Origin of the sequence: Pseudomonas sp. UBA5666 (genome assembly GCF_002420785.1) — a bacterium.
Classification (GTDB): domain Bacteria; phylum Pseudomonadota; class Gammaproteobacteria; order Pseudomonadales; family Pseudomonadaceae; genus Aquipseudomonas; species Aquipseudomonas fulva.
Map to the genome: position 1 here is coordinate 21,486 of NZ_DIIQ01000007.1, position 18,296 is coordinate 39,781.

Sequence of the window (18,296 nt, forward strand, 5' to 3'; positions counted from 1 at the left end):
CCACTGAACACCCTGAAGCAATAAGAAAGCGACCCTAGGGTCGCTTTTTTTATGCCTGCATTTCAGTTTTATAGTCGCCTTTCAGGCCCGGGCCGCCTGGCCATTGAGGCCTGGGCGCTCCTCGGCCCGCAGGGTCAGTACCTCGAACCCTTCGTCCGTCACGGCCACCGTGTGCTCCCATTGCGCTGACAGGCTGCCGTCACGTGTCACCACGCTCCAGCCATCCTTGAGCGTGCGGGTGCCGCGCCCGCCCTGGTTGATCATGGGCTCGATGGTGAACACCATGCCTGGCTTGAGCTTCATGCCCATGCCGCGCTGACCGACATGCAGCACCTCTGGCGCTTCATGCATCTGCTGGCCAATGCCATGCCCACAATACTCTCGGACCACGCTGTAGCCTGCGGCCTCGGCATGCGCCTGCACGGCATGGCCAATGTCACCCAGGGTGGCCCCAGGTCGTACTTGCTCGATGCCTTTCCACAGCGCCGCATAGGTGGTGTCGATCAGGCGCCGGGCTTCATCATCGATCTGCCCGATGGCGTACATTTTAGAAGAGTCAGCAATGTAACCGCCTTGTTCCAGCGTGATGTCGACGTTGACGATCGAACCTTCTTTGAGTACTTCATCGGCGTCAGGCATGCCATGGCACACCACATGATCGACCGAGGTATTGAGCGCATAGGGAAAGCCGTACTGGCCTTTGCTGGCCGGTCTTGCCCGAAGGGCCTGGACGATGAAGTCTTCTGCGTGGTCATTGATCTGCAGGGTGGTGATGCCTGGACGGATGAAACTGTCGAGTTCGGCGAACACCTGTGCCAGCAGTTGGCCTGCGCGGCGCATCAGGTCGAGCTCGGCGGGGGATTTGATGATGACCTTGGACATAAACGCGAATAATCACTCCAGCTAGAATGCCTCAAAGCATAGACCCACGGCATACCCACATGCCACCGTCGAGCACCGATGCGTCACTTGATCGTGGATGATTTCTTTGTCGGTACCTGCTGTTTTAAGTATGACTTTAGCGCTGGCGCGGGGGATCTGTCAGGTCATGGCATGAAGCTGTTACCTGGTTGATGAATAACGATTCACTTGCTGAACTTACTTACTCAAACCCGCTCCTATGCCGGTAGCCATTGGTGAGGGCCGCCTGCTAAGCTCGCGGCCTCTACCCTGATTGCCCTTATGGCGCATGAACAAGGAATTAGCATGAAACAGCATCGTTTGGCGGCTGCGGTTGCCCTGGTAGGCCTGGTACTGGCTGGTTGTGATCAGCAGGCCAGCAGCCCCGAACTGAAGACGCCTGCGCAGAAAGCTTCCTACGGCATTGGCCTGAACATGGGCAAGAGCCTGGCGCAGGAAGGCATGGACGACCTCGATTCCAAGGCGGTAGCGCTGGGTATCGAGGACGCCGTTGGCAAGAAAGAGCAGCGCCTGAAGGACGAAGAACTGGTAGAAGCCTTCACTGCCTTGCAGAAGCGTTCCGAAGAACGCCTGGCCAAGGCCAGCGAAGAGGCGGCCACTGCGGGCAAGAAGTTCCTTGAAGAAAACGGCAAGAAGCAAGGCGTGGTGACCACCGCATCGGGTCTGCAGTACGAAGTTGTCAAGAAGGCCGATGGCCCGCAGCCCAAGCCAACCGACGTGGTGACCGTTCACTATGAAGGCAAGTTGATCGACGGCAAGGTCTTCGACAGCTCCGTCGAGCGCGGCAGCCCGATCGACCTGCCGGTCAGCGGCGTGATCCCAGGTTGGGTCGAAGCGTTGCAATTGATGCACGTTGGCGAGAAGTACAAGTTGTTCATCCCTGCTGACCTGGCCTACGGCGCCCAGAGCCCGAGCCCGTTGATCCCTGCCAATTCGGTTCTGGTGTTCGACCTGGAACTGATCGCGATCAAGGACCCAGCGCAGCTGCAAGGTGGTGAGCCTGAGGCCGAAGCGCCTGCCGACGCACCGGCTGAAGCACCTGCCAAGTAAGGCGTGTTTCGATTGAAACGAGCGCGCTGTCATCACGGAGCGTTCGGTTCACTTGATACCATTGGGGCCGCTATGCGGCCCTAATAGTATCTGCGGCAAAGCTAAATCCTGGGGAGGCTGCGCGGCCGATCCGCAGCCCCGGCAAGGCCGTAACTGCGCGGGTACAGCGTACTCCGCCTACACGGGTATCTGATGACATTCAGAGCCGTGCTGAACCTGTGGCGGAGCTGCCTTACAGTACGTTCGCATTTGGGCATCCCGTTCGAACCTGCTCTGGCGCCCATGGTCCGAACAAGGACAGGCGCTGGGTGTAAGCTGCGTCTGAAATAACTGTCCTAGGGCGGGCCCGCGCAGTGCTCTGTAACCGCTGTGTAAAAAATGCCCGATCTTGTCCGGTGCCCTGTTTATGGGCCAGCGGGCTCGGAAATGTCCCCCTGTTCACAAGGTTATCCACAATAAATGTGGATAACCTTTTCCGTCTGGAGGCACCATGAAGGCACCTTGGAATTTCACGCGCTTCCTGCCCCTGGCAGAGCGCCTGCTCAGCCGTGGGCGCTTGCCGGCGCTGCTGTTCGCGGTGGCTCGCAAAGGGCCACGCTTGGGCAAACTGCGCGAAGACGTGAAGTTGATGCAGGCCCTGTGCCTGGCATGGTGGCGAGGCGAGTACCGGGCGATCAACCGCAAGGCCTTGATTACGATCGTTGCCGGTCTGCTTTATTTCGTAAGCCCCATCGACGCCATCCCGGACTGGTTGCTGGGCGTAGGTTTTCTGGATGACATCGCCGTGCTGGGATGGGTGCTCAAGACCGTTTCCGATGAACTGGAGCGCTTCAAGGCCTGGCGGGACACCCAGTCGCCAGAACGGCTGCAGGTAGTTGAGCGTCTTCCAGCCACTCCCGAAGACCTGCGTCTGGAGCGTGAAATCCCTTGAGGCGTCAGTGACACGGTAGAACCCTGACAGCGCTCGACTGCAAAGATCCTGAACTTGGTCATATAATTGGCACATGAAACACGCCAATGGATTACCTTCAGTAGTCCTCTCGAAGGGATTTTTGCAATGGATATTCAGGTCATCAGCCGCGACGGTCAACCCGAGTATGCCGTCGTACCGTGGGAAGACTACCAGGCGCTGCTCAAGGCAGCAGGGCAGGCCCCAGCGAATACCCCAGTACAGTCACCTGTCGAAGAAGCCGACTCACATGCCGCTTTGCCCGCATTTAGCGAAGTAGGTGCCATACGCCGGGACAAAGGCATCGCCGCCGAGCACCTGGCCCGCAATGTGGGGGTGAGCCCGGCTTACCTGGCGATGATCGAGTCGGGCGAGCGGGAGCCCGATGCCGCCATTCGCCGTGCCCTGGCCTGGCACTTGGGTGTGCCTGGCTGGAGCGAGGCTTCATGAGTCAGGTCAGGATCAGCCGCCAGCACTGGGACAACCTGCTGGGCGAGCTGGATCTGGCCCGACGGCAACGTCATTTGCTGACCTACCGAGCGCTCATCGAGCGCCTGCAACTGCCAAGTCCTGCCATGCAGACACTGACCGCAGCGCTTGAGTACCTGGCAGTGCTGGATGCGCGTGCCGAACAACCCCTGCGCAGTTCATTGGTGATCAGCCAGGGTGCCAGCCGCTTGCCGCGCACAGGCTTCTTTGAGTGCGTCGAGCGGTTAGGGCGCTTCACAGGGCCTGTCGATGGCATGGAGGCCGCTTCCTGGCATGCCTCTGAAGTCGCACGCGTATTCGAATACACGTATCCCGATCCCGCCTGATCAGACCCAGCAACGCTGAGCCCTCCAACCCTTCTCCAGGCGCTCCTACCAATGACCCAAAAAGAAAGCCGGGCATCAATGAGCCCGGCTTTTTTTTTACACATCAGGGGAGGGTGGCGAATGGATCGTCCCTCCCCAGGGTCTGCCGCTTACTTCTTAGCCACCTTGGTGCTGGCGCTGAGGTAATCGATCAGGATGCGCCCGGTTTCCGACAGGTAGGCGTCGTCTTCCGGCTTGGTGTCTTCATCCTCGGCCGGCAGTGCATCCTCATCTTCTTTCTTCAGCTCCTTGAGCGGTTCCTCGCCCTTGGCCTTGCGACGGATGTTTTCCAGAGCCAGTTGCTTGGCCTCGACTTCATCGTGACGCGCCCGACGCTCTTGCTCATTGAGGCTGACGGTCTTTTCGGTCATCAGTTTCTGGGTCAATGCCAGACGGTCGCGGATGTAGATGAACTCGGCATCCTTGTCGCTGCGTGCCTGGTGCTGAGCCTTGAGCTGGGCCAGGTAAGGCTTGAAGGGGTCTACCGCAGGCTTGACGACAGGACGGATGGTGTCCCATGGCATCGCCTCGGGCAGGGCGCTTTCGCCGATTTCCTTGGTGTCGATGATCGACGGATAGTCGATGTCCGGCAATACGCCCTGGTGCTGGGTGCTCTGCCCGGAAACCCGGTAGAACTTAGCCAGGGTCAGCTTGAGCTCGCCATGGTTAAGTGGCTGAATGGTCTGCACGGTGCCCTTGCCGAAGGTCTGGCCACCAATGATCAACGCGCGGTGATAATCCTGCATGGCGCCAGCGAAAATCTCCGATGCCGAGGCGGACAGGCGGTTGACTAGCAAGGCCAGCGGCCCCTTGTAGAAGGCACCTGGGTTTTCATCTTCAAGCACATCCACACGGCCATCGCTATTGCGCACCAGCACAGTAGGGCCTTTTTCGATGAACAGGCTGGTCAGCTCGGTCGCTTCCTGCAGCGAACCACCGCCATTGTTGCGCAAGTCGATGACCACGCCGTCGACTTTCTCTTTCTGCAGCTCGGTCAGCAGCTTCTTCACGTCACGCGTGGTGCTCTTGTACTCCGGATCACCTGCGCGGTAGGCCTTGAAGTCCAGGTAGAACGCCGGGATCTCGATAATGCCGAGTTTGTAGTCACGCCCGTCCTGCTTGAGTTTGAGCACCGACTTCTTGGCCGCCTGCTCTTCGAGCTTGACCGCTTCACGCGTGATCGACACGATCTTGCTGGTCTGATCGCTGGGGGCGTTACTCGCCGGGATGATTTCCAGGCGTACCACCGAGCCCTTGGGGCCGCGAATCAGCTTGACCACTTCGTCCAGGCGCCAGCCGACGACGTCGACCATTTCCTTGTTGCCCTGAGCAACGCCTATGATCTTGTCGGCCGGTGCGACCTGCTTGGTCTTGGCCGCAGGCCCCGCCGGTACCAGGCGCACGATCTTGACCTGATCGTTGTCGCTTTGCAGCACCGCGCCAATCCCTTCGAGCGACAGGCTCATGTTGATGTCGAAGTTTTCGGCGTTGTCCGGCGACAGGTAGTTGGTGTGCGGGTCGTAGGACTGGGCAAACGTATTGATGTACGCCTGGAAAATGTCTTCGGCGCGGGTCTGATCCAGGCGTGCCAGCTGGTTCTTGTAGCGCTTGATCAGGGTTTCCTGAATCTGCTTGGGCTCTTTGCCAGCAATCTTCTGGCGCAGCACCTCGTCCTTGACGCGTTTACGCCACAGGTCGTCCAGGGCAGCCTGGTCCTTGAGCCAAGGCGCGTCCTTGCGGTCGATCAGCAAGGTCTCGTTGACCGTGAAGTCGATCTTGTCCACGCCCTTGTTGAGCTCGGCCAAGGCGAAGTCCAGGCGCTGCTTGACCCGGTCCAGGTAGCGCTTGTAGATGGTGAAGCCAGGGTCGAGGTTGCCGCTTTTGAGGAAGTCGTCGAACTGCGTCTTCCACTTGTCGAATTCGGCGATGTCGGCGGCGGTGAAATAGCTGCGCGCCGGGTCCAACAGCTTGATGTAGCTGTCGTAGATGATGACCGAACGGGCGTCATCCAAGGGCGGCTTGCTGTAGTGATGGCGTTTGAGCAGCTCCACCACGTTGAGGCTGGCGACGATTTCGTCGCGGTCCGGTTGCAGGCTGTCCCATTTGTTGGCGGCCGCCGCATTGCCGCCGAGCGTAAGGCTGCCAAGGCCGATCATCAGTGCCAGGGCGGTGCTGGGTAGGAAATGCTTCATGCTGATTCGACGTGGGGGCAATTGATCACGCATAGTAGGCCGTCTTTTCCGTTCGCCGGTTCCATAAAAACCGGGCGCATACTGCAAAAAGCCTGGGCACGGGTGGCCCAGGCTCGGTCATATGATTCAACTATGGAGGCACTGTGAAGGCATTGCAAGGCGTTGACGGACATGTCACCTGGGTCGAAGCCGAACGTCCGGCGTGTGACGCAGGACAAGTACGCATCCGGGTCGCGGCTGCGGGGTTGAACCGTGCCGATTTGCTGCAGATGAAAGGGCTCTATCCGCCGCCGCCCGGCGCCAGCCCCTACATGGGCCTGGAATGTGCCGGCGTGATCGCAGAAGTGGGGGCCGGGGCAGCCTGGCGGGTGGGCGACAGGGTGTGCGCACTGCTGGCCAGCGGTGCCATGGCCGAGGAAGTGATCGTCGATGCGCGGCACGTGCTGCCTGTGCCCGAAGGGCTTAGCCTGCATGAAGCGGCAGCCCTGCCGGAGGTCTACGCGACGGCGTGGCTGAACATCTTCCAGCTGGGCGGCGTCAAAGCCGGCGAGAAGGTGCTGGTGCACGCCGGTGCCAGCGGCGTGGGGTCGGCTGCCATTCAACTGTGCAAGGCGTTCGGCAACAGCGTCTGGGTCAGCGTCGGCTCGGCCGAGCGACTGGCGTATTGCCAGGCCCTGGGCGCGGCAGGTGGCGTGGTGCGCAACCAGAACCTCGATGACCTGGAAGCCATCGGCCCATTCGATGTGATTCTCGACCCGGTCGGCGCCAGCTATGGCGAGCTGAACCTCAAGCTGCTGGCCCGCGACGGGCGCTGGGTGATCATCGGCGTGATGGGTGGACGCACGTTCGAACTGGACTTGGCCCAGGTCATGGGCAAGCGGGCGCAGATCACGGGCTCGACCTTGCGCAACCGTGACGATGCGTTCAAGGCCGAACTGTTGAGTGACTTGCACCAGCAAGTCTGGCCGCTGTTTACCGAGGGGCGGTTGTCACCGCAGTTGGTTGATACCTACCCGGTGGAGTTCGCCCAGGCAGCCTACGCCGAACTCGAGACCAACCAGGTGTCCGGCAAGCTGGTCATGATCATCGACCCGAGCCTGGCCTAGTGTCGGGCCCGCTTGCCTGCTCGGGTACTGGCCTCATGGCGCCCTCATAGTCCCTGCGGGCCTGCGTGAACGCAGGCCCACGGGGGCAGGGCAAGCCTTGGCACTGAACAGCGAACGCGGGTTCAGTGCCAGCTCAAGATCGGCCAACCGTGGGCTTGCGCATGCTCGCGCAACACAGGGTCCGGGTTCACGGCACAAGGGTGATCCACCTTCAGCAACAAGGGCAGGTCATTGCGCGAGTCGGAATAGAAGCTCGCGCCCTCCAGGTTTTCCTGCTCCTGGTCCAGCCAGGCCATCAAGCGGGTGATCTTGCCTTCCTGGTAGGTGAGTACGCCATGGGTAGCCCCGGTATAGAAGCCATTGCGGGCCTCCAAGTCGATTGCCAGGTATTCGTCCACGCCCAGGCGTGCAGCAATCGGTCCAACCAGGTGTACCCCTGACGCCGAAATGATCAGCACCCGGTCCCCGCGCTTGCGATGTTCGGCGATGCAGCGGCAGGCATCGCCTAAAATGATCGGTTCGATGACATCTTCCACCCACGGCTCGACCAAGTGTGCGACCTCTTCCAGGGTCCGCCCGGCAATCGGCTCCAGGCTGAACGCCATGTAATCTTCCATCGCCAGCTCGCCTTTGCCGTAGGCCTCCATGAGCGCGCGGTCACGGCGCAAGAACGTGTCACCATCCACCCACCCCAGCCGGGCCATGTGTTCGCTCCACAGTGACGCGCAGTCGCCGTGAATCAGGGTTTCGTCCAGATCGAAAATGGCTAGCGCCATACATGCATCTCCTTAAGCCACTTCCCGTAGCGCACTGGGGTCTATCGACACGCTGACCCGCTGACCGTCGGCATGCAGGTCGGCGGGTGAGCGGTTGAGCACATCCACCACCAGCTCTACCTCGCGTACCTGCACCCGATAACGTATCACGTTGCCCAGCAGGCTGTGACTGCGCACCTGGGCGTCGAGTTCGCCGTGCAGACCCAGTGTGATGGATTCTGGGCGTATGGCCAGGCGCCCGGTGACAGGCCGCTGCAGCAGGCGGCTGGCACTGTCGGCGTCCAGCAGGTTGTAATTGCCGATGAAACCGGCGGCAAACAGGTCCACCGGGGCCGTGTAGAGAGTCTCTGCATCACCGCTTTGCACGATACGGCCCTGATTCATCAGGAAGATGCGGTCTGACAGCGTCAAGGCCTCTTCCTGGTCATGGGTAACGAAGATCGTGGTCAAACCCAGTTCCCTCTGGATGGCGCGGATCTGTTCACGCAGGTGTTTGCGAATACGCGCATCGAGTGCCGAAAGCGGCTCGTCCAGCAACAGCAGTCGGGGGCGGGTGACCAGGGAGCGGGCCAGGGCGACGCGCTGGCATTGCCCGCCAGACAACTGGTGAGGGTAACGTGCGGCGAAGTCATTCAATTCCACCAGCTGCAATGCCTCGCGCACCCGTGCCTGGCTTTCATCACCCCTGACCTTCTGCATGCGCAGCCCGAAGGCGACATTCTGCTCCACCGTCATGTTGGGAAACAGCGCGTAGCTCTGGAAGACCATGCCGATACCGCGCTTCTGCGGGCTCTGCGGCACGATGTCGATGCCGTCGAGCAGGATCTGCCCGCTGTCAACGGGCGTGAGCCCGGCGATGCAGCGCAGCAGCGTGGACTTGCCGCACCCTGAGGGGCCGAGCAGGGTGATGAACTCGCCCCGTTCGATCTGGCAATCGATCTGGCTGAATACCGGGCTACCGGCGTAGCTTTTTTGCAGGTTGCGTACGCTGACGTAGCTCATGTCAGGTCTTGTCCTTGTTCAAGCGGTTGGCGACCCACGTCAGGATCAGCACGAAGGCGAAATAGGAGATCACCAGCGCACTGTTGAAGTGGCCGCTGCTGTTGCGCATGTTGTTGAGGTACACCTGCAGGGTCTCGTAGCGCGTGCCCACCAGCAGGTTGGCGAACACGAACTCCCCGAACAGGAACGAGAACGACAGCAGCAGGGCCACCATCAGGCCCTTGCGCAGGTTGGGGAGTACCACCAGCAAAGCCGCCTGCCAGGTGCTGGCGCCCAGCAACTGCGCCGCGTCCATCAGGTCGCGCAGATTGATGGCCTGCAGGTTGTTGGTGATGGCCCGGTACATGAAGGGCAGGGCGATGGTGAAGTAGCAGCCGATCAGAATCCACGGTGTCCCCACCATGGCCATCGGCCCACTGCCATACAGTTGCAGCAACCCCACCGACGACACCACAGGTGGTACGGCAAACGGCAGCAGGATCAGGACATTCATCAACGCGTCGAGCCGGGGGAAGTGATAGTGCACCACGAACAGCAGTGGCAGGATCAGCACGACCGACAGCAGCAGCGCGCCGACGCACACCAGCAGCGACTGGCCGAATGCCGCCAGAAAGCGCGGCTCGCTCCACAACGCCACGTACCACTTCAGGGTCAGGCCGCTGGGAAGCAGGGTGGCCGACCAACTGGTGGCCAGGGAGTAGAGCAGGGTGCCGGCCAGTGGCATCAGCAGAATCAGAAACAGCAGGTAGACCACGGCGCGGTGGTACCAGCCGCCTCCTTTGGGGTCAGCGCGCATGGTAGCTCCTTTTCAACAACCATTGATGCACCACGGTAACCACCGTCATCAGCCCTACCAGCACCATTGCCAGGGCACTGGCAAGGTTCGGATCGAGGCTGATGTCGCCGGCCACCAGGCCCGCGATGCGTATGGGCAGTACGTTGAAGTTACCGGTGGTCAGGGCATAGACCGTGGCGTAGGCGCCCAGGGCATTGGCCAGCAGGATGACGAAGGTGCCCAGCAGCGCCGGGGCCAGCACCGGCAGCCCGATGTGCCGCCAGAACTGCCAGTGATTGGCGCCCAGCAGCGCAGCCGACTCGCGCCAGTCTTCGCGCAGCGCGTCGAAGGCCGGGTACAGCAGCAGGACACCCAAGGGGATCTGGAAATAGGTGTACACCAGGATCAGCCCGCTCTTGGAGTAGATGCTGAAGTCTTCCAGCAGGCCCATCTGCTTGAGCAACAAGGTCAATGCGCCGTTGAAGCCGAGCAGGATGATGAACGCGAACGCCAGCGGCACGCCGGCAAAATTGCTGGTCATGTTGGCAAAGGCACTGACGAAGTCGCGCAGCCGCGAGTCCACCTGACGCAGCGAATAGGCGCCCAGGGTCGCGATGATGATGCCGAACAGGCTGGACCAGAAGCTGATCTCCAGGCTGCGTTGCAGGGCTTGCAGGTAGAACTTGGAGGCGAACACCTTGCTGAAGTTGTCCATGCCCCAACCCGCCTCCGACTGCAGGCTGCTCAGCGCCACCCAGGCCAGCGGGGCGATCTGGAAGATCACGAAAACGGCAGCGAAGGGCACCAGGCACAGCAACGCCAGGTTACGGCCACGAGGCGATTGGCTCATTTGAGCAACTCCCGGCAGACCGATTTGTCGTGAGCGGCGCCAAGCAACTCACAGATGGTCCCGCACAGGTCGGTCTGCAGTGGCTTGGCCGATGGGTCGAGGCTGAAGGCTGCGCCGAACACGAACAGGGGTACTTCGCGCTCTTCGGCCAGCAGCCCGTTGTGCGAGCGATCGTTGTTCATGCCATGGTCGGCGGTCACCAGCACTTGATAGCCCTCGTCGAGCCACCTGGGCAGGTAATCGGCCAGCAGGATGTCCGCGCTGCGGGCAGCATTGCGGTATTGGCTGCTGTCCAGCCCATGGTGGTGGCCCACATCGTCGATGCTCATCGGGTGCACCAGCAGGAAGTTGGGCGCATGGCGCCGGCGCAGGTATTCGCCGTCCGCCAGCAGGTGTGAATCGGGGTAGCGATCGTCCCAGTAGAACAACCCGTGCTGGATGGGCAACTTGGGGGCGTGGGTATGCCGGTCACGCTGGGGGTCGAACGGGGAGCGGTTGTAGAGCTCGCTCATCCAGTGATAGGCCGCCGCTGCCGTGCCCAGGTTGGCCTCGCGGGCGTAGTGGAACACGCTGCGCTGGTTGGAAAGCCGGTTGACGTTGTTGTGCACGATGCCGCTGTCGATAGGGGGCACACCCGTGAGAATGCACTCGTACAGCGGACGGGACAGCGACGGCAACTCGCACTCCATGCGGTAAAGCGCGGCGCGGTCGGCCTCGACATAGGCGTGCAAGTGGCCCATGGCGTGGTGGGCAACCTGATAGTTCAGCCCGTCCAACAGCACCAGGATGACGTTGTGGCTCATTGATGACTCCGCAAAAAACCATCGGGGAAGGGGGCGCTCGCATTGCGCGGCGCCGCGCCGGGGAGTTACTGCTGGCGCGACGCCGGCTCGCTGGGGCTGCCATACAGGCGGGACGGCCAGCGTGGCAGCTGGCAGGCCCGTCTGCATGCCTCATTCCATCTCGATGATCACCTGCTCCTGCCACATCTGCGGCAGCTTCTTGGAGGTCGCTTCCCACACCTCGGCGTTCTTGATCGGCTGCGCAGGCGCATATTGCTCGTTGGGCAGCAATTTGGCCTGCACATCTTCCGGCAACTTCAGGTGCTCGGCGCGGATCGGGCGTGCATGCCCCTTGGCCAGGTTGATCTGCCCGGCATCGCTGAAGATGTATTCACGCGTCAGCTTCGCGGCATTGGGGTGTTTTGCGTACTTGTTGATGATGGTGGTGTAGCCCGAGGTGATCGAGCCGTCCGATGGGATCAGCACTTCGAAGCGCTTGGGGTCGATCTGATCGCGGTAGCTCAAGCCATTGAAGTCCCAGACCACGCCCACTTCCACCTCGCCCTTTTCCAGGGTCTGGATGGTCGGGTTAGCCAGAGAAAGGCGCTTTTGCTGGGCCAGCTTGGTGAACAGTTGCAGGCCTGGGGCCACGTTGCTCTCATCGCCCTTGTAGGCGATGGCGGCGGCCAGCACACCATTGGCGGCCTGGGCGGCGGTGCCGACATCACCGATGGCCACCTTGTACGTGCCGCGCTCCAGGTCGTGCCAGGTCTTGGGCCGCTCTGACTCCTTGACCAGGTCCTTGTTGATGATGAACGCGATGGTGCCGGTGTAGGCCAGCGCCCAATGGCCGTCCTTGTCCTTGGCCCACTCTGGCACCTGGTCCCAGGTGCTTGGCTTGTACGGCTGGCTTACGCCCTTGGCGATGGCGATGGGTCCGAACGCTGCGCCCACATCGCCGATGTCGGCACTGGCGTTGTCTTTCTCCGCCTCGAACTTGGCGATTTCCTGCGCCGAACTCATGTCGGTGTCGCTGTGCTTGAGCCCGTACTTGCTGGCCAGGTCCTGCCAGGTGTCCTTCCAGTTGGCCCAGGCGTCGGGCATGCCCACGCTGTTGACCATGCCTTCCTTGCGGGCGGCATCTTCCAGTGCCTTGAGGTCATCTGCGGCCATGGCCGACGTGCAGAACGCGATTGCCGAACCGAGCAGTGACGCCATGAACAACTTTTTCATCCGTAGCTCCTTGGGTGGGTGCATCGACCGAACGCTGTTGTGTATGAAGCCGTTGTCTGCAGCCTTGGTCTAGGTCAGCAAACCTTGAGCCAAGGTAGGCCGGTAGCGTGACAATTTGATGTAGCCCCAGGTCCAGCTGCCTGATCGCGGCCTCTGGCAATACAGCGTAGACCACCTGCGAGCCGGGCTTCACAAGGCCTGGCCCGTTTCTGGCAGCACCAGCCGGGCAGTCTTGTCACGGGATGTTCATCAGCCCTGCCTAGGCTTGTATCCAGTGCCCCGTGCCCTGTAGTGGGGCTGGCCTAGTCCAGATAGGTAACCTTTGATGCAGCCGATGCCACCGCGCGCGGTAACAGCCATCTGTAACGCCCTTGAGGAGCAGATCGGACACGGCCTTTTGGCGCCTGGCGGCAAGCTGCCTGCCGAACGCCGGCTCAGCGAACTCTTCGCCACCACGCGCATCACCCTGCGCGAAGCGTTGGTGCAGTTGGAGGCAAGGGGGTTGATCTATCGCGAGGAGCGGCGGGGCTGGTTCGTCGCCCCCGAACGCTTGAGCTATGACCTCATCGCGCGCAGCCACTTTCATGCAATGGTGCGTGAGCAGGGGCGGGCCGCCAGTACCGAGTTGCTGTCGGCTCGGCTGCAGCCGGCGTCGGCGGCCATTTGCGCGCGGTTGCAACTGCCGGCGTTGTCCAGTGTGGTGCGCATCTGCAGGCTCAGGCGCATCGACGGCAGGGCGGTGCTGTACGCCGAGCACTACCTCAACCCGCGTTACTTTCCGGCCATCCTCGAGCACGACCTGGCCCAGTCATTGACCGAAATCTACGCGCGCCAGTACGGTCTGCACTACGGGCAGGTGTGCTTCGAGATCCTGCCCACCGCATTGCCCGTGCAGGCGGCCGGTGCGTTGAAGGTGTCAGCAGGCAGTCCTGGGCTGCAAATCACCCGGGTCAACAGCGACCAGCAGGGGCAACTGATCGACTGCGACCTTGAATACTGGCGCCATGACGCCATCTGCATCAGGGCACAGGCAGGCTAGCCGGGCGGCCTCTTGAGGGCGCCAGCGAGGACGCGATCCATGGCCAACCGGCTTCAACCGGACGGCTCGGTTTGTGTCATGGCGCCTGCGCCGGCCGTTACCACCTGCACCGACAACCTGGGCGTTGCCAAGTCCAGCCCGGCTTCGTCGAGCTGGCGCTTGAGTGCCAGGTTGAAGGCCCGCGACACTTCCCACTGCTTGATCGGCGCCGTCTTGAAGCGTGCCCGCAACACCGCTGAACCCGACTCGAAGCTCTCCACCCCTTGCAGTTCCAGCGGCGACCAGATGTTGCGGCGCATCAGCGGATCGCTGCGCAGCTTCTGACCGACCTCGCGCACCAGTGTGATCGCCTGGTCGATGTTCATGTTGTAGGGGATCGCCACGCGGAAGATCGCATAGCCGAATTCGCGGGAGTAGTTCTTGATGCTCTTGATTTCGCTGAAAGGAATGGTGTGCACTATGCCATCGATGTCCCGCAGACGCACGGTGCGGATGGTCAGGCCTTCCACCGTACCCAGGTGGCCGCCGACATCCACGTAGTCGTCGATGGCCAGGGAGTCCTCGATGATGATGAACAGCCCGGTGATCAGGTCGGCCACCAGCGACTGGGCGCCGAAGCCGATCGCCAGGCCGATGACACCGGCACCGGCCAGCAGCGGCGTCACGTTCATGCCCATGTTGGCCAGGGCGACGATCACCGCGATGATGAAGATGAACACGAACATCACGTTGCGGATCAACGGCATCATGGTCTGCGCCCGGGCGTTGGCCATGCCGCGGCGCGAGCGGACCAGCGCATGGTGTACCGCCGTGTCCGCCAGGATCCACACCAGCCACGCGACAATCAGCGTCCCTGCCAGGCCCATCAGGCGCAGGCTGATGTCATGCCCATCGCCTTCGGCGAAGCTGATCATCGACAGCCCCCATACCCGAAGACCCAGTTCGATGAACACCAGCCAGATGAACAGGTGGACCAACAAGTAGCCAAAGTTGCGCAGCCGCTCGGCGTACACCGCATGGCGCTTGCCGGCGCGCTTGGGGTTGGCAGCGTGGCGGCGCACCAGGCCATTGAGCACCATGCACACCACCACCAGCACCGTGCACATCAGTGACTGGCGAAGCGCCGTGCTGGTATCACCGGCCGAAACGAAAGTGGCGAACAGCGAGATGGCCACCAGAATCAGCGCCGGAATGAACCAGAAACTGCCCAGGATCTCGATGGTGTCGCTCAGGGTTCGTCGCGTCAGCCGGCGCGACAGGGGTTGATTGCGAATCAGGTGGGCAATCGGCCGGCGAAAACGCAGGATGAACAGGCCGGTGCACACCGCGGCGACGACGTTGGCCAGGGTTGCCACCCCATGGGCCAGGTGTATGCCCAGCGCAGCGGTGAGGCGCGGGTCGCTCATGGCCTCGCCGAAGGCGGCAAAGCTGCCGATCAGCCACAAGGGCCGGAATGCACGGTGGCGCAGGATGTGCAATGCCCGGTGGCGGTGCGGGCCGTCCAGCAGGGAAAACGCGATCACGCAGATGGCCGAGAAGCAGGTGCCGACCACCAGGGCATACGCCAGCACCATGGCCAGCGATTTACCCAGCGACGGGGGCAGTACGAAGCTCAGGTACACCGTGAACACCAGCGCGACCAACCAGGGGCCCAGCTTGCGCAGGGCGAAGCGGACCAGGTCCCAGGTGCGAGGATGCTGGGGCAGTTCTTCGCTCAGGCCGAATCGCAGGCGGACCCGATGGCCCACCCAGTTGAACGCGAACGCCAGTACGCTCCACACCGCGATAACCGCAGCAAAGCCGAACAGGATCGCGGGCCATTGGTGAACAGGCACCATCAAGGCCGCCAGTTCTTCCTGGGCCTGGTCGATTTCCATGCCCCAGCGCTGGAACGGGTTGGCTTCCCCGGTGAACTGCTTTTCGAAATCGTGCAGGGCGCCACCGATCAAGCCAAGCACGCCTTGCTCAACGCTCGGTTGCGACTTTTGCGTAGCGTCGCGCAGCTTTTTCAAGTCGGCCAGGAGTTTGGCACGCTGCTGGTCGTTCTCCAGGCTCTTGATCACCTCGTCGAGAGATTTGCCCAGCGGCTCGGAAGCCTCGGGCTGGGCGGGGGCACTGGAACCCAGAAGGCCGGGCAGGCCTGCTGCGTGTGCAGAACCTATGAACAGCAACAGCACAACAAACAGGTAACGCAGAAGGGCAGGCACGGGCAGATCTACCTCAGGTCAAACGATTGCCCGAGTGTAGAGGTTTATGACGGCAGTTTCTCCAGGATCTTCCAGCAGGTCAGGCCGAAGATGCCCAGGGTGCCCACCCACATCATCAGCACGCCAACATCGCGCTCGCGCAGGCCGAACCCGAGGGTCAGCAACAACAGCGATGCGCAGACGGGAATCAGCAGGGCCAGGAAGGGTGACATGGCGACAGTCCTTTGCAGTGAGACATGCCTTTAGCATAGTCGCTAACCCCCGACCTGGCCTGCTGGAAGCGGACTCGTCGGCCATGTGCAGCAGCGCGGCCTGTTGGCGCCGGGTGTGTAGCACCCCGGCGCCCCGCGTGGCTCACGGCAAGTCGTGGCTGCGGTAGAACGCTGTCAGGACCTTCACCAAGTGCGCCAGGTCATGGCTGCCGCACAGCTCGCGGATGGAGTGCATGGCGAAGGTCGGCAGCCCGATGTCGACCGTCCGCACGCCAAGGTGACTGGCCGCAATGGGCCCTATGGTCGAGCCACAGCCCATGTCGCTGCGTACCACGAAGCTCTGCACCGGTACTTCTTCGGCCATGCACAAGTGGCGGAAGAAGCCGGCGGTTTCGCTGTTGGTGGCGTAGCGCTGGTTGTTGTTCACCTTGATCACCGGCCCTGCGTTGAGTTTCGGGCCGTGGTTGCCGTCGTGCTTGTCGGCGTAGTTCGGATGCACGCCATGGGCATTGTCGGCCGAGACCATCAACGAGCGCTGGATGGTGCGCACGTAGGCGTCACCGTCGGGCAACAGGCGCTGCAACGTCTGCTCGAGCATCGGCCCGTCGGCGCCGCAGGCCGAGCTGCTGCCGACTTCCTCGTGGTCATTGCACACCAGGATGCAGGTTTCATCGCTGTCAGCGGCCAGCAGGGCCTGCAGCCCGGCATAGCACGACAGCAGGTTGTCCAGGCGGGCGCCGGCAATGAAGTCGCCATTGAGCCCGATCTGCGCGGCGTCCTGGGTATCGTAGAAACTCAGCTCGTAGTCCAGCACCACGTCGGCGTTGAGTTGGTGCTCGCGTGCCAGTTGCTCGGTCAGCAGGGCGCGAAAGTCGATGCGCTCGTCACCGGCCACCTGGGCCAGGATCGGTGGCAGTTCGGTCTGCGGGTTGATATGCCAGCCATCGTTGGCGGTACGGTTGAGGTGGATGGCCAGGTTGGGGATGACGGCGATCGGCAACTTGAAGTCGATCAGCTGGCTTTCCACCTTGCCGTCACGGCGGTAGGTGACCCGCCCCGCCAGCGACAGGTCGCGGTCGAACCACGGCGCCAGCAGGGCACCGCCATACACTTCCACGCCCAGTTGCAAGAAGCCCTGGCGCTGCAGTTCCGGCTGCGGCTTGACCCGCAGGCAGGGGCTATCGGTGTGGGCGCCGACCATGCGGATGCCGTTGAGCAGCGGCGCCTGCCTGCCCATCTTGATCGCGATGATCGAGGAATCGTTGCGGGTGACGTAATAGCGCCCGCCCGACACGACGGACCAGCTCTCGCGTTCGTCCAGGCGCTGGTAACCAGCGGCCTCCAGGCGCAGGGCCAGGCTGGCAGTAGCGTGGAAGGGAGTAGGGGAGGCCTTCAGAAAATCGATCAGGCCTGCATTGAGTACATCTCGCATAGTTCACTCCAGACAGCAGTGGCGCGAGTTTAGCGTATTGAGTCGCCGAGCGGTGTCGGGCTGTGGGTTGTGCGGTTGGCCAGGCGACAGTTGTTGCGAAGGTATAGCGCAGGCTCCAGGCCGCACTGCGGCCCCAGCGCTTCGGCCTGCATTACAGCTCGTCAGGGCAGGGCCAGCAGCGCTCGTGGACTGCTAGCCACAGCACACCCCATCAAAACGGTGCCGGGCACTCGAATCTGAGGCGTTCACCGGACACCGGGTGGGTAAAGCTGAGCATCGATGCATGCAGGCACAGCCGCTCGTGGGCGGCCAAGGCCTGGGGGTTGGCATACAGCCGATCACCCAGCAGCGGGTGGCCGATCGATAGCATGTGCACACGCAGTTGGTGCGAGCGCCCTGTGATCGGCGTCAGCTCCACACGGCAATACTCGCCGCAACGTTCCACCACCCGCCAGAACGTCAGCGCATGCTTGCCTTGTTCATGATCCACGACGTGGCGTGGCTTGGTGGGTGGGTCATACCGCAGTGGCAGGTCGATGCTGCCGCTGTCCAGGGCCGGCTGCCCCCAACACAGGGCGGTGTAGGCCTTTTCGGTTTCCCGGTCATGGAACTGGCGCGACAGCTCGCGGTGGCTGTCGGCATCGCGGGCCAGCAGGATGATGCCCGAGGTTTCCCAGTCCAGGCGATGCACGATCAGCGCATCGGGATAGCCGTTTTCCTGAAGGCGGGTGATCAGGCAATCCTTGTTGTCGTCAGCTCTGCCCGGGACCGACAGCAGCAGCGTCGGCTTGTTGATCACCAGGATGGCGGCGTCTTCGTGAAGGATCTGGAGGGTGGACAGCGGCATTGCGTGGTCTCTGTTGAATCGGGAGAAAAAAGCGGGGCTGTGCTGCAACCCATACGCGGCAAGGCCGCT

The 18,296-nt window shown here is 62.1% G+C and carries 18 protein-coding genes; 6 read left to right on the forward strand and 12 right to left on the reverse strand.

Annotated features, from left to right (window positions below):
• Positions 1-81 precede the first annotated feature (81 nt).
• The gene (gene map, locus B2Y33_RS05035) at positions 82-882 is read right to left on the reverse strand and encodes a type I methionyl aminopeptidase (RefSeq protein WP_027915777.1); all 801 of its coding nucleotides are present in this window, start codon (positions 880-882) and stop codon (positions 82-84) included.
• A gap of 324 nt (positions 883-1,206) precedes the next feature.
• Here map and B2Y33_RS05040 point away from each other — a divergent pair, with 324 nt between their 5' ends.
• From B2Y33_RS05040 to B2Y33_RS05055, 4 genes are all read left to right on the forward strand, one after another.
• Positions 1,207-1,971: an FKBP-type peptidyl-prolyl cis-trans isomerase gene (locus B2Y33_RS05040; RefSeq protein ID WP_027915778.1), complete on the forward strand. Its 765-nt coding sequence runs from the start codon at positions 1,207-1,209 to the stop codon at positions 1,969-1,971.
• A 490-nt stretch (positions 1,972-2,461) separates the two neighbouring features.
• Positions 2,462-2,902, forward strand: a complete 441-nt coding sequence (locus B2Y33_RS05045; RefSeq protein WP_027915779.1) for a YkvA family protein — start codon at positions 2,462-2,464, stop codon at positions 2,900-2,902.
• 126 nt (positions 2,903-3,028) lie between these two features.
• The gene (locus B2Y33_RS05050; protein WP_206406055.1) at positions 3,029-3,370 is read left to right on the forward strand and encodes a helix-turn-helix domain-containing protein; all 342 of its coding nucleotides are present in this window, start codon (positions 3,029-3,031) and stop codon (positions 3,368-3,370) included.
• The gene (locus B2Y33_RS05055; RefSeq protein WP_027915781.1) at positions 3,367-3,735 is read left to right on the forward strand and encodes a hypothetical protein; all 369 of its coding nucleotides are present in this window, start codon (positions 3,367-3,369) and stop codon (positions 3,733-3,735) included. The genes B2Y33_RS05050 and B2Y33_RS05055 overlap by 4 nt, the downstream gene beginning before the upstream one ends.
• A 149-nt stretch (positions 3,736-3,884) precedes the next feature.
• On the opposite strand, the gene B2Y33_RS05060 is transcribed toward B2Y33_RS05055, so the two are convergent.
• On the reverse strand, positions 3,885-5,966 hold the full coding sequence (locus B2Y33_RS05060; protein ID WP_168199520.1) for a carboxy terminal-processing peptidase: 2,082 nt from the start codon (positions 5,964-5,966) through the stop codon (positions 3,885-3,887).
• 143 nt (positions 5,967-6,109) lie between these two features.
• Here B2Y33_RS05060 and B2Y33_RS05065 point away from each other — a divergent pair, with 143 nt between their 5' ends.
• Positions 6,110-7,072, forward strand: a complete 963-nt coding sequence (locus B2Y33_RS05065) for an NAD(P)H-quinone oxidoreductase (protein ID WP_027915783.1) — start codon at positions 6,110-6,112, stop codon at positions 7,070-7,072.
• A 122-nt stretch (positions 7,073-7,194) separates the two neighbouring features.
• Here B2Y33_RS05065 and B2Y33_RS05070 read toward each other — a convergent pair whose 3' ends face one another.
• The 6 genes from B2Y33_RS05070 to B2Y33_RS05095 form a co-directional block, all read right to left on the reverse strand.
• Entirely contained in the window at positions 7,195-7,848 is a 654-nt protein-coding gene (locus B2Y33_RS05070) for an HAD family hydrolase (protein WP_206406056.1), read from the reverse strand.
• 12 nt (positions 7,849-7,860) lie between these two features.
• Positions 7,861-8,850 (reverse strand): ABC transporter ATP-binding protein, encoded by a 990-nt coding sequence (locus tag B2Y33_RS05075; protein WP_027915785.1) that lies wholly within the window; start codon positions 8,848-8,850, stop codon positions 7,861-7,863.
• A gap of 1 nt (position 8,851) precedes the next feature.
• Positions 8,852-9,646 (reverse strand): ABC transporter permease, encoded by a 795-nt coding sequence (locus B2Y33_RS05080; RefSeq protein WP_027915786.1) that lies wholly within the window; start codon positions 9,644-9,646, stop codon positions 8,852-8,854.
• The gene (locus tag B2Y33_RS05085) at positions 9,636-10,475 is read right to left on the reverse strand and encodes an ABC transporter permease (protein ID WP_181074341.1); all 840 of its coding nucleotides are present in this window, start codon (positions 10,473-10,475) and stop codon (positions 9,636-9,638) included. The genes B2Y33_RS05080 and B2Y33_RS05085 overlap by 11 nt, the downstream gene beginning before the upstream one ends.
• Positions 10,472-11,278: an alkaline phosphatase family protein gene (locus tag B2Y33_RS05090; RefSeq protein ID WP_027915788.1), complete on the reverse strand. Its 807-nt coding sequence runs from the start codon at positions 11,276-11,278 to the stop codon at positions 10,472-10,474. Before B2Y33_RS05090 ends, B2Y33_RS05085 begins: the two co-directional genes overlap by 4 nt.
• A 150-nt stretch (positions 11,279-11,428) precedes the next feature.
• Positions 11,429-12,490 (reverse strand): ABC transporter substrate-binding protein, encoded by a 1,062-nt coding sequence (locus B2Y33_RS05095; protein WP_028686849.1) that lies wholly within the window; start codon positions 12,488-12,490, stop codon positions 11,429-11,431.
• Between the two features lie 325 nt (positions 12,491-12,815).
• Here B2Y33_RS05095 and B2Y33_RS05100 point away from each other — a divergent pair, with 325 nt between their 5' ends.
• Positions 12,816-13,529, forward strand: coding sequence for a UTRA domain-containing protein (locus B2Y33_RS05100; protein ID WP_049695575.1), 714 nt, complete (start codon positions 12,816-12,818; stop codon positions 13,527-13,529).
• Positions 13,530-13,582: 53 nt separating this feature from the next.
• Here B2Y33_RS05100 and B2Y33_RS05105 read toward each other — a convergent pair whose 3' ends face one another.
• The 4 genes from B2Y33_RS05105 to B2Y33_RS05120 form a co-directional block, all read right to left on the reverse strand.
• On the reverse strand, positions 13,583-15,736 hold the full coding sequence (locus B2Y33_RS05105) for a mechanosensitive ion channel family protein (protein WP_027915791.1): 2,154 nt from the start codon (positions 15,734-15,736) through the stop codon (positions 13,583-13,585).
• A 44-nt stretch (positions 15,737-15,780) separates the two neighbouring features.
• Complete coding sequence (locus tag B2Y33_RS05110; protein ID WP_165919273.1) at positions 15,781-15,948, reverse strand: hypothetical protein; 168 nt, start codon at positions 15,946-15,948, stop codon at positions 15,781-15,783.
• A 142-nt stretch (positions 15,949-16,090) separates the two neighbouring features.
• Complete coding sequence (locus B2Y33_RS05115; RefSeq protein ID WP_027915792.1) at positions 16,091-17,380, reverse strand: M18 family aminopeptidase; 1,290 nt, start codon at positions 17,378-17,380, stop codon at positions 16,091-16,093.
• Positions 17,381-17,591: 211 nt separating this feature from the next.
• Positions 17,592-18,227 (reverse strand): RluA family pseudouridine synthase, encoded by a 636-nt coding sequence (locus tag B2Y33_RS05120; protein WP_027915793.1) that lies wholly within the window; start codon positions 18,225-18,227, stop codon positions 17,592-17,594.
• Positions 18,228-18,296 lie beyond the last annotated feature (69 nt).

Bases quoted from the DNA above. Each gene is read 5' to 3' on its own strand.
- B2Y33_RS05090 (WP_027915788.1), bottom strand. From the start codon at position 11,278: ATGAGCCACAACGTCATCCTGGTGCTGTTGGACGGGCTGAACTATCAG.
- map (WP_027915777.1), bottom strand. From the start codon at position 882: ATGTCCAAGGTCATCATCAAATCCCCCGCCGAGCTCGACCTGATGCGC.
- B2Y33_RS05040 (WP_027915778.1), top strand. From the start codon at position 1,207: ATGAAACAGCATCGTTTGGCGGCTGCGGTTGCCCTGGTAGGCCTGGTA.
- B2Y33_RS05120 (WP_027915793.1), bottom strand. From the start codon at position 18,227: ATGCCGCTGTCCACCCTCCAGATCCTTCACGAAGACGCCGCCATCCTG.
- B2Y33_RS05045 (WP_027915779.1), top strand. From the start codon at position 2,462: ATGAAGGCACCTTGGAATTTCACGCGCTTCCTGCCCCTGGCAGAGCGC.
- B2Y33_RS05060 (WP_168199520.1), bottom strand. From the start codon at position 5,966: ATGAAGCATTTCCTACCCAGCACCGCCCTGGCACTGATGATCGGCCTT.
- B2Y33_RS05075 (WP_027915785.1), bottom strand. From the start codon at position 8,850: ATGAGCTACGTCAGCGTACGCAACCTGCAAAAAAGCTACGCCGGTAGC.
- B2Y33_RS05055 (WP_027915781.1), top strand. From the start codon at position 3,367: ATGAGTCAGGTCAGGATCAGCCGCCAGCACTGGGACAACCTGCTGGGC.
- B2Y33_RS05085 (WP_181074341.1), bottom strand. From the start codon at position 10,475: ATGAGCCAATCGCCTCGTGGCCGTAACCTGGCGTTGCTGTGCCTGGTG.
- B2Y33_RS05115 (WP_027915792.1), bottom strand. From the start codon at position 17,380: ATGCGAGATGTACTCAATGCAGGCCTGATCGATTTTCTGAAGGCCTCC.
- B2Y33_RS05100 (WP_049695575.1), top strand. From the start codon at position 12,816: ATGCAGCCGATGCCACCGCGCGCGGTAACAGCCATCTGTAACGCCCTT.
- B2Y33_RS05080 (WP_027915786.1), bottom strand. From the start codon at position 9,646: ATGCGCGCTGACCCCAAAGGAGGCGGCTGGTACCACCGCGCCGTGGTC.
- B2Y33_RS05070 (WP_206406056.1), bottom strand. From the start codon at position 7,848: ATGGCGCTAGCCATTTTCGATCTGGACGAAACCCTGATTCACGGCGAC.
- B2Y33_RS05110 (WP_165919273.1), bottom strand. From the start codon at position 15,948: ATGTCACCCTTCCTGGCCCTGCTGATTCCCGTCTGCGCATCGCTGTTG.
- B2Y33_RS05050 (WP_206406055.1), top strand. From the start codon at position 3,029: ATGGATATTCAGGTCATCAGCCGCGACGGTCAACCCGAGTATGCCGTC.
- B2Y33_RS05095 (WP_028686849.1), bottom strand. From the start codon at position 12,490: ATGAAAAAGTTGTTCATGGCGTCACTGCTCGGTTCGGCAATCGCGTTC.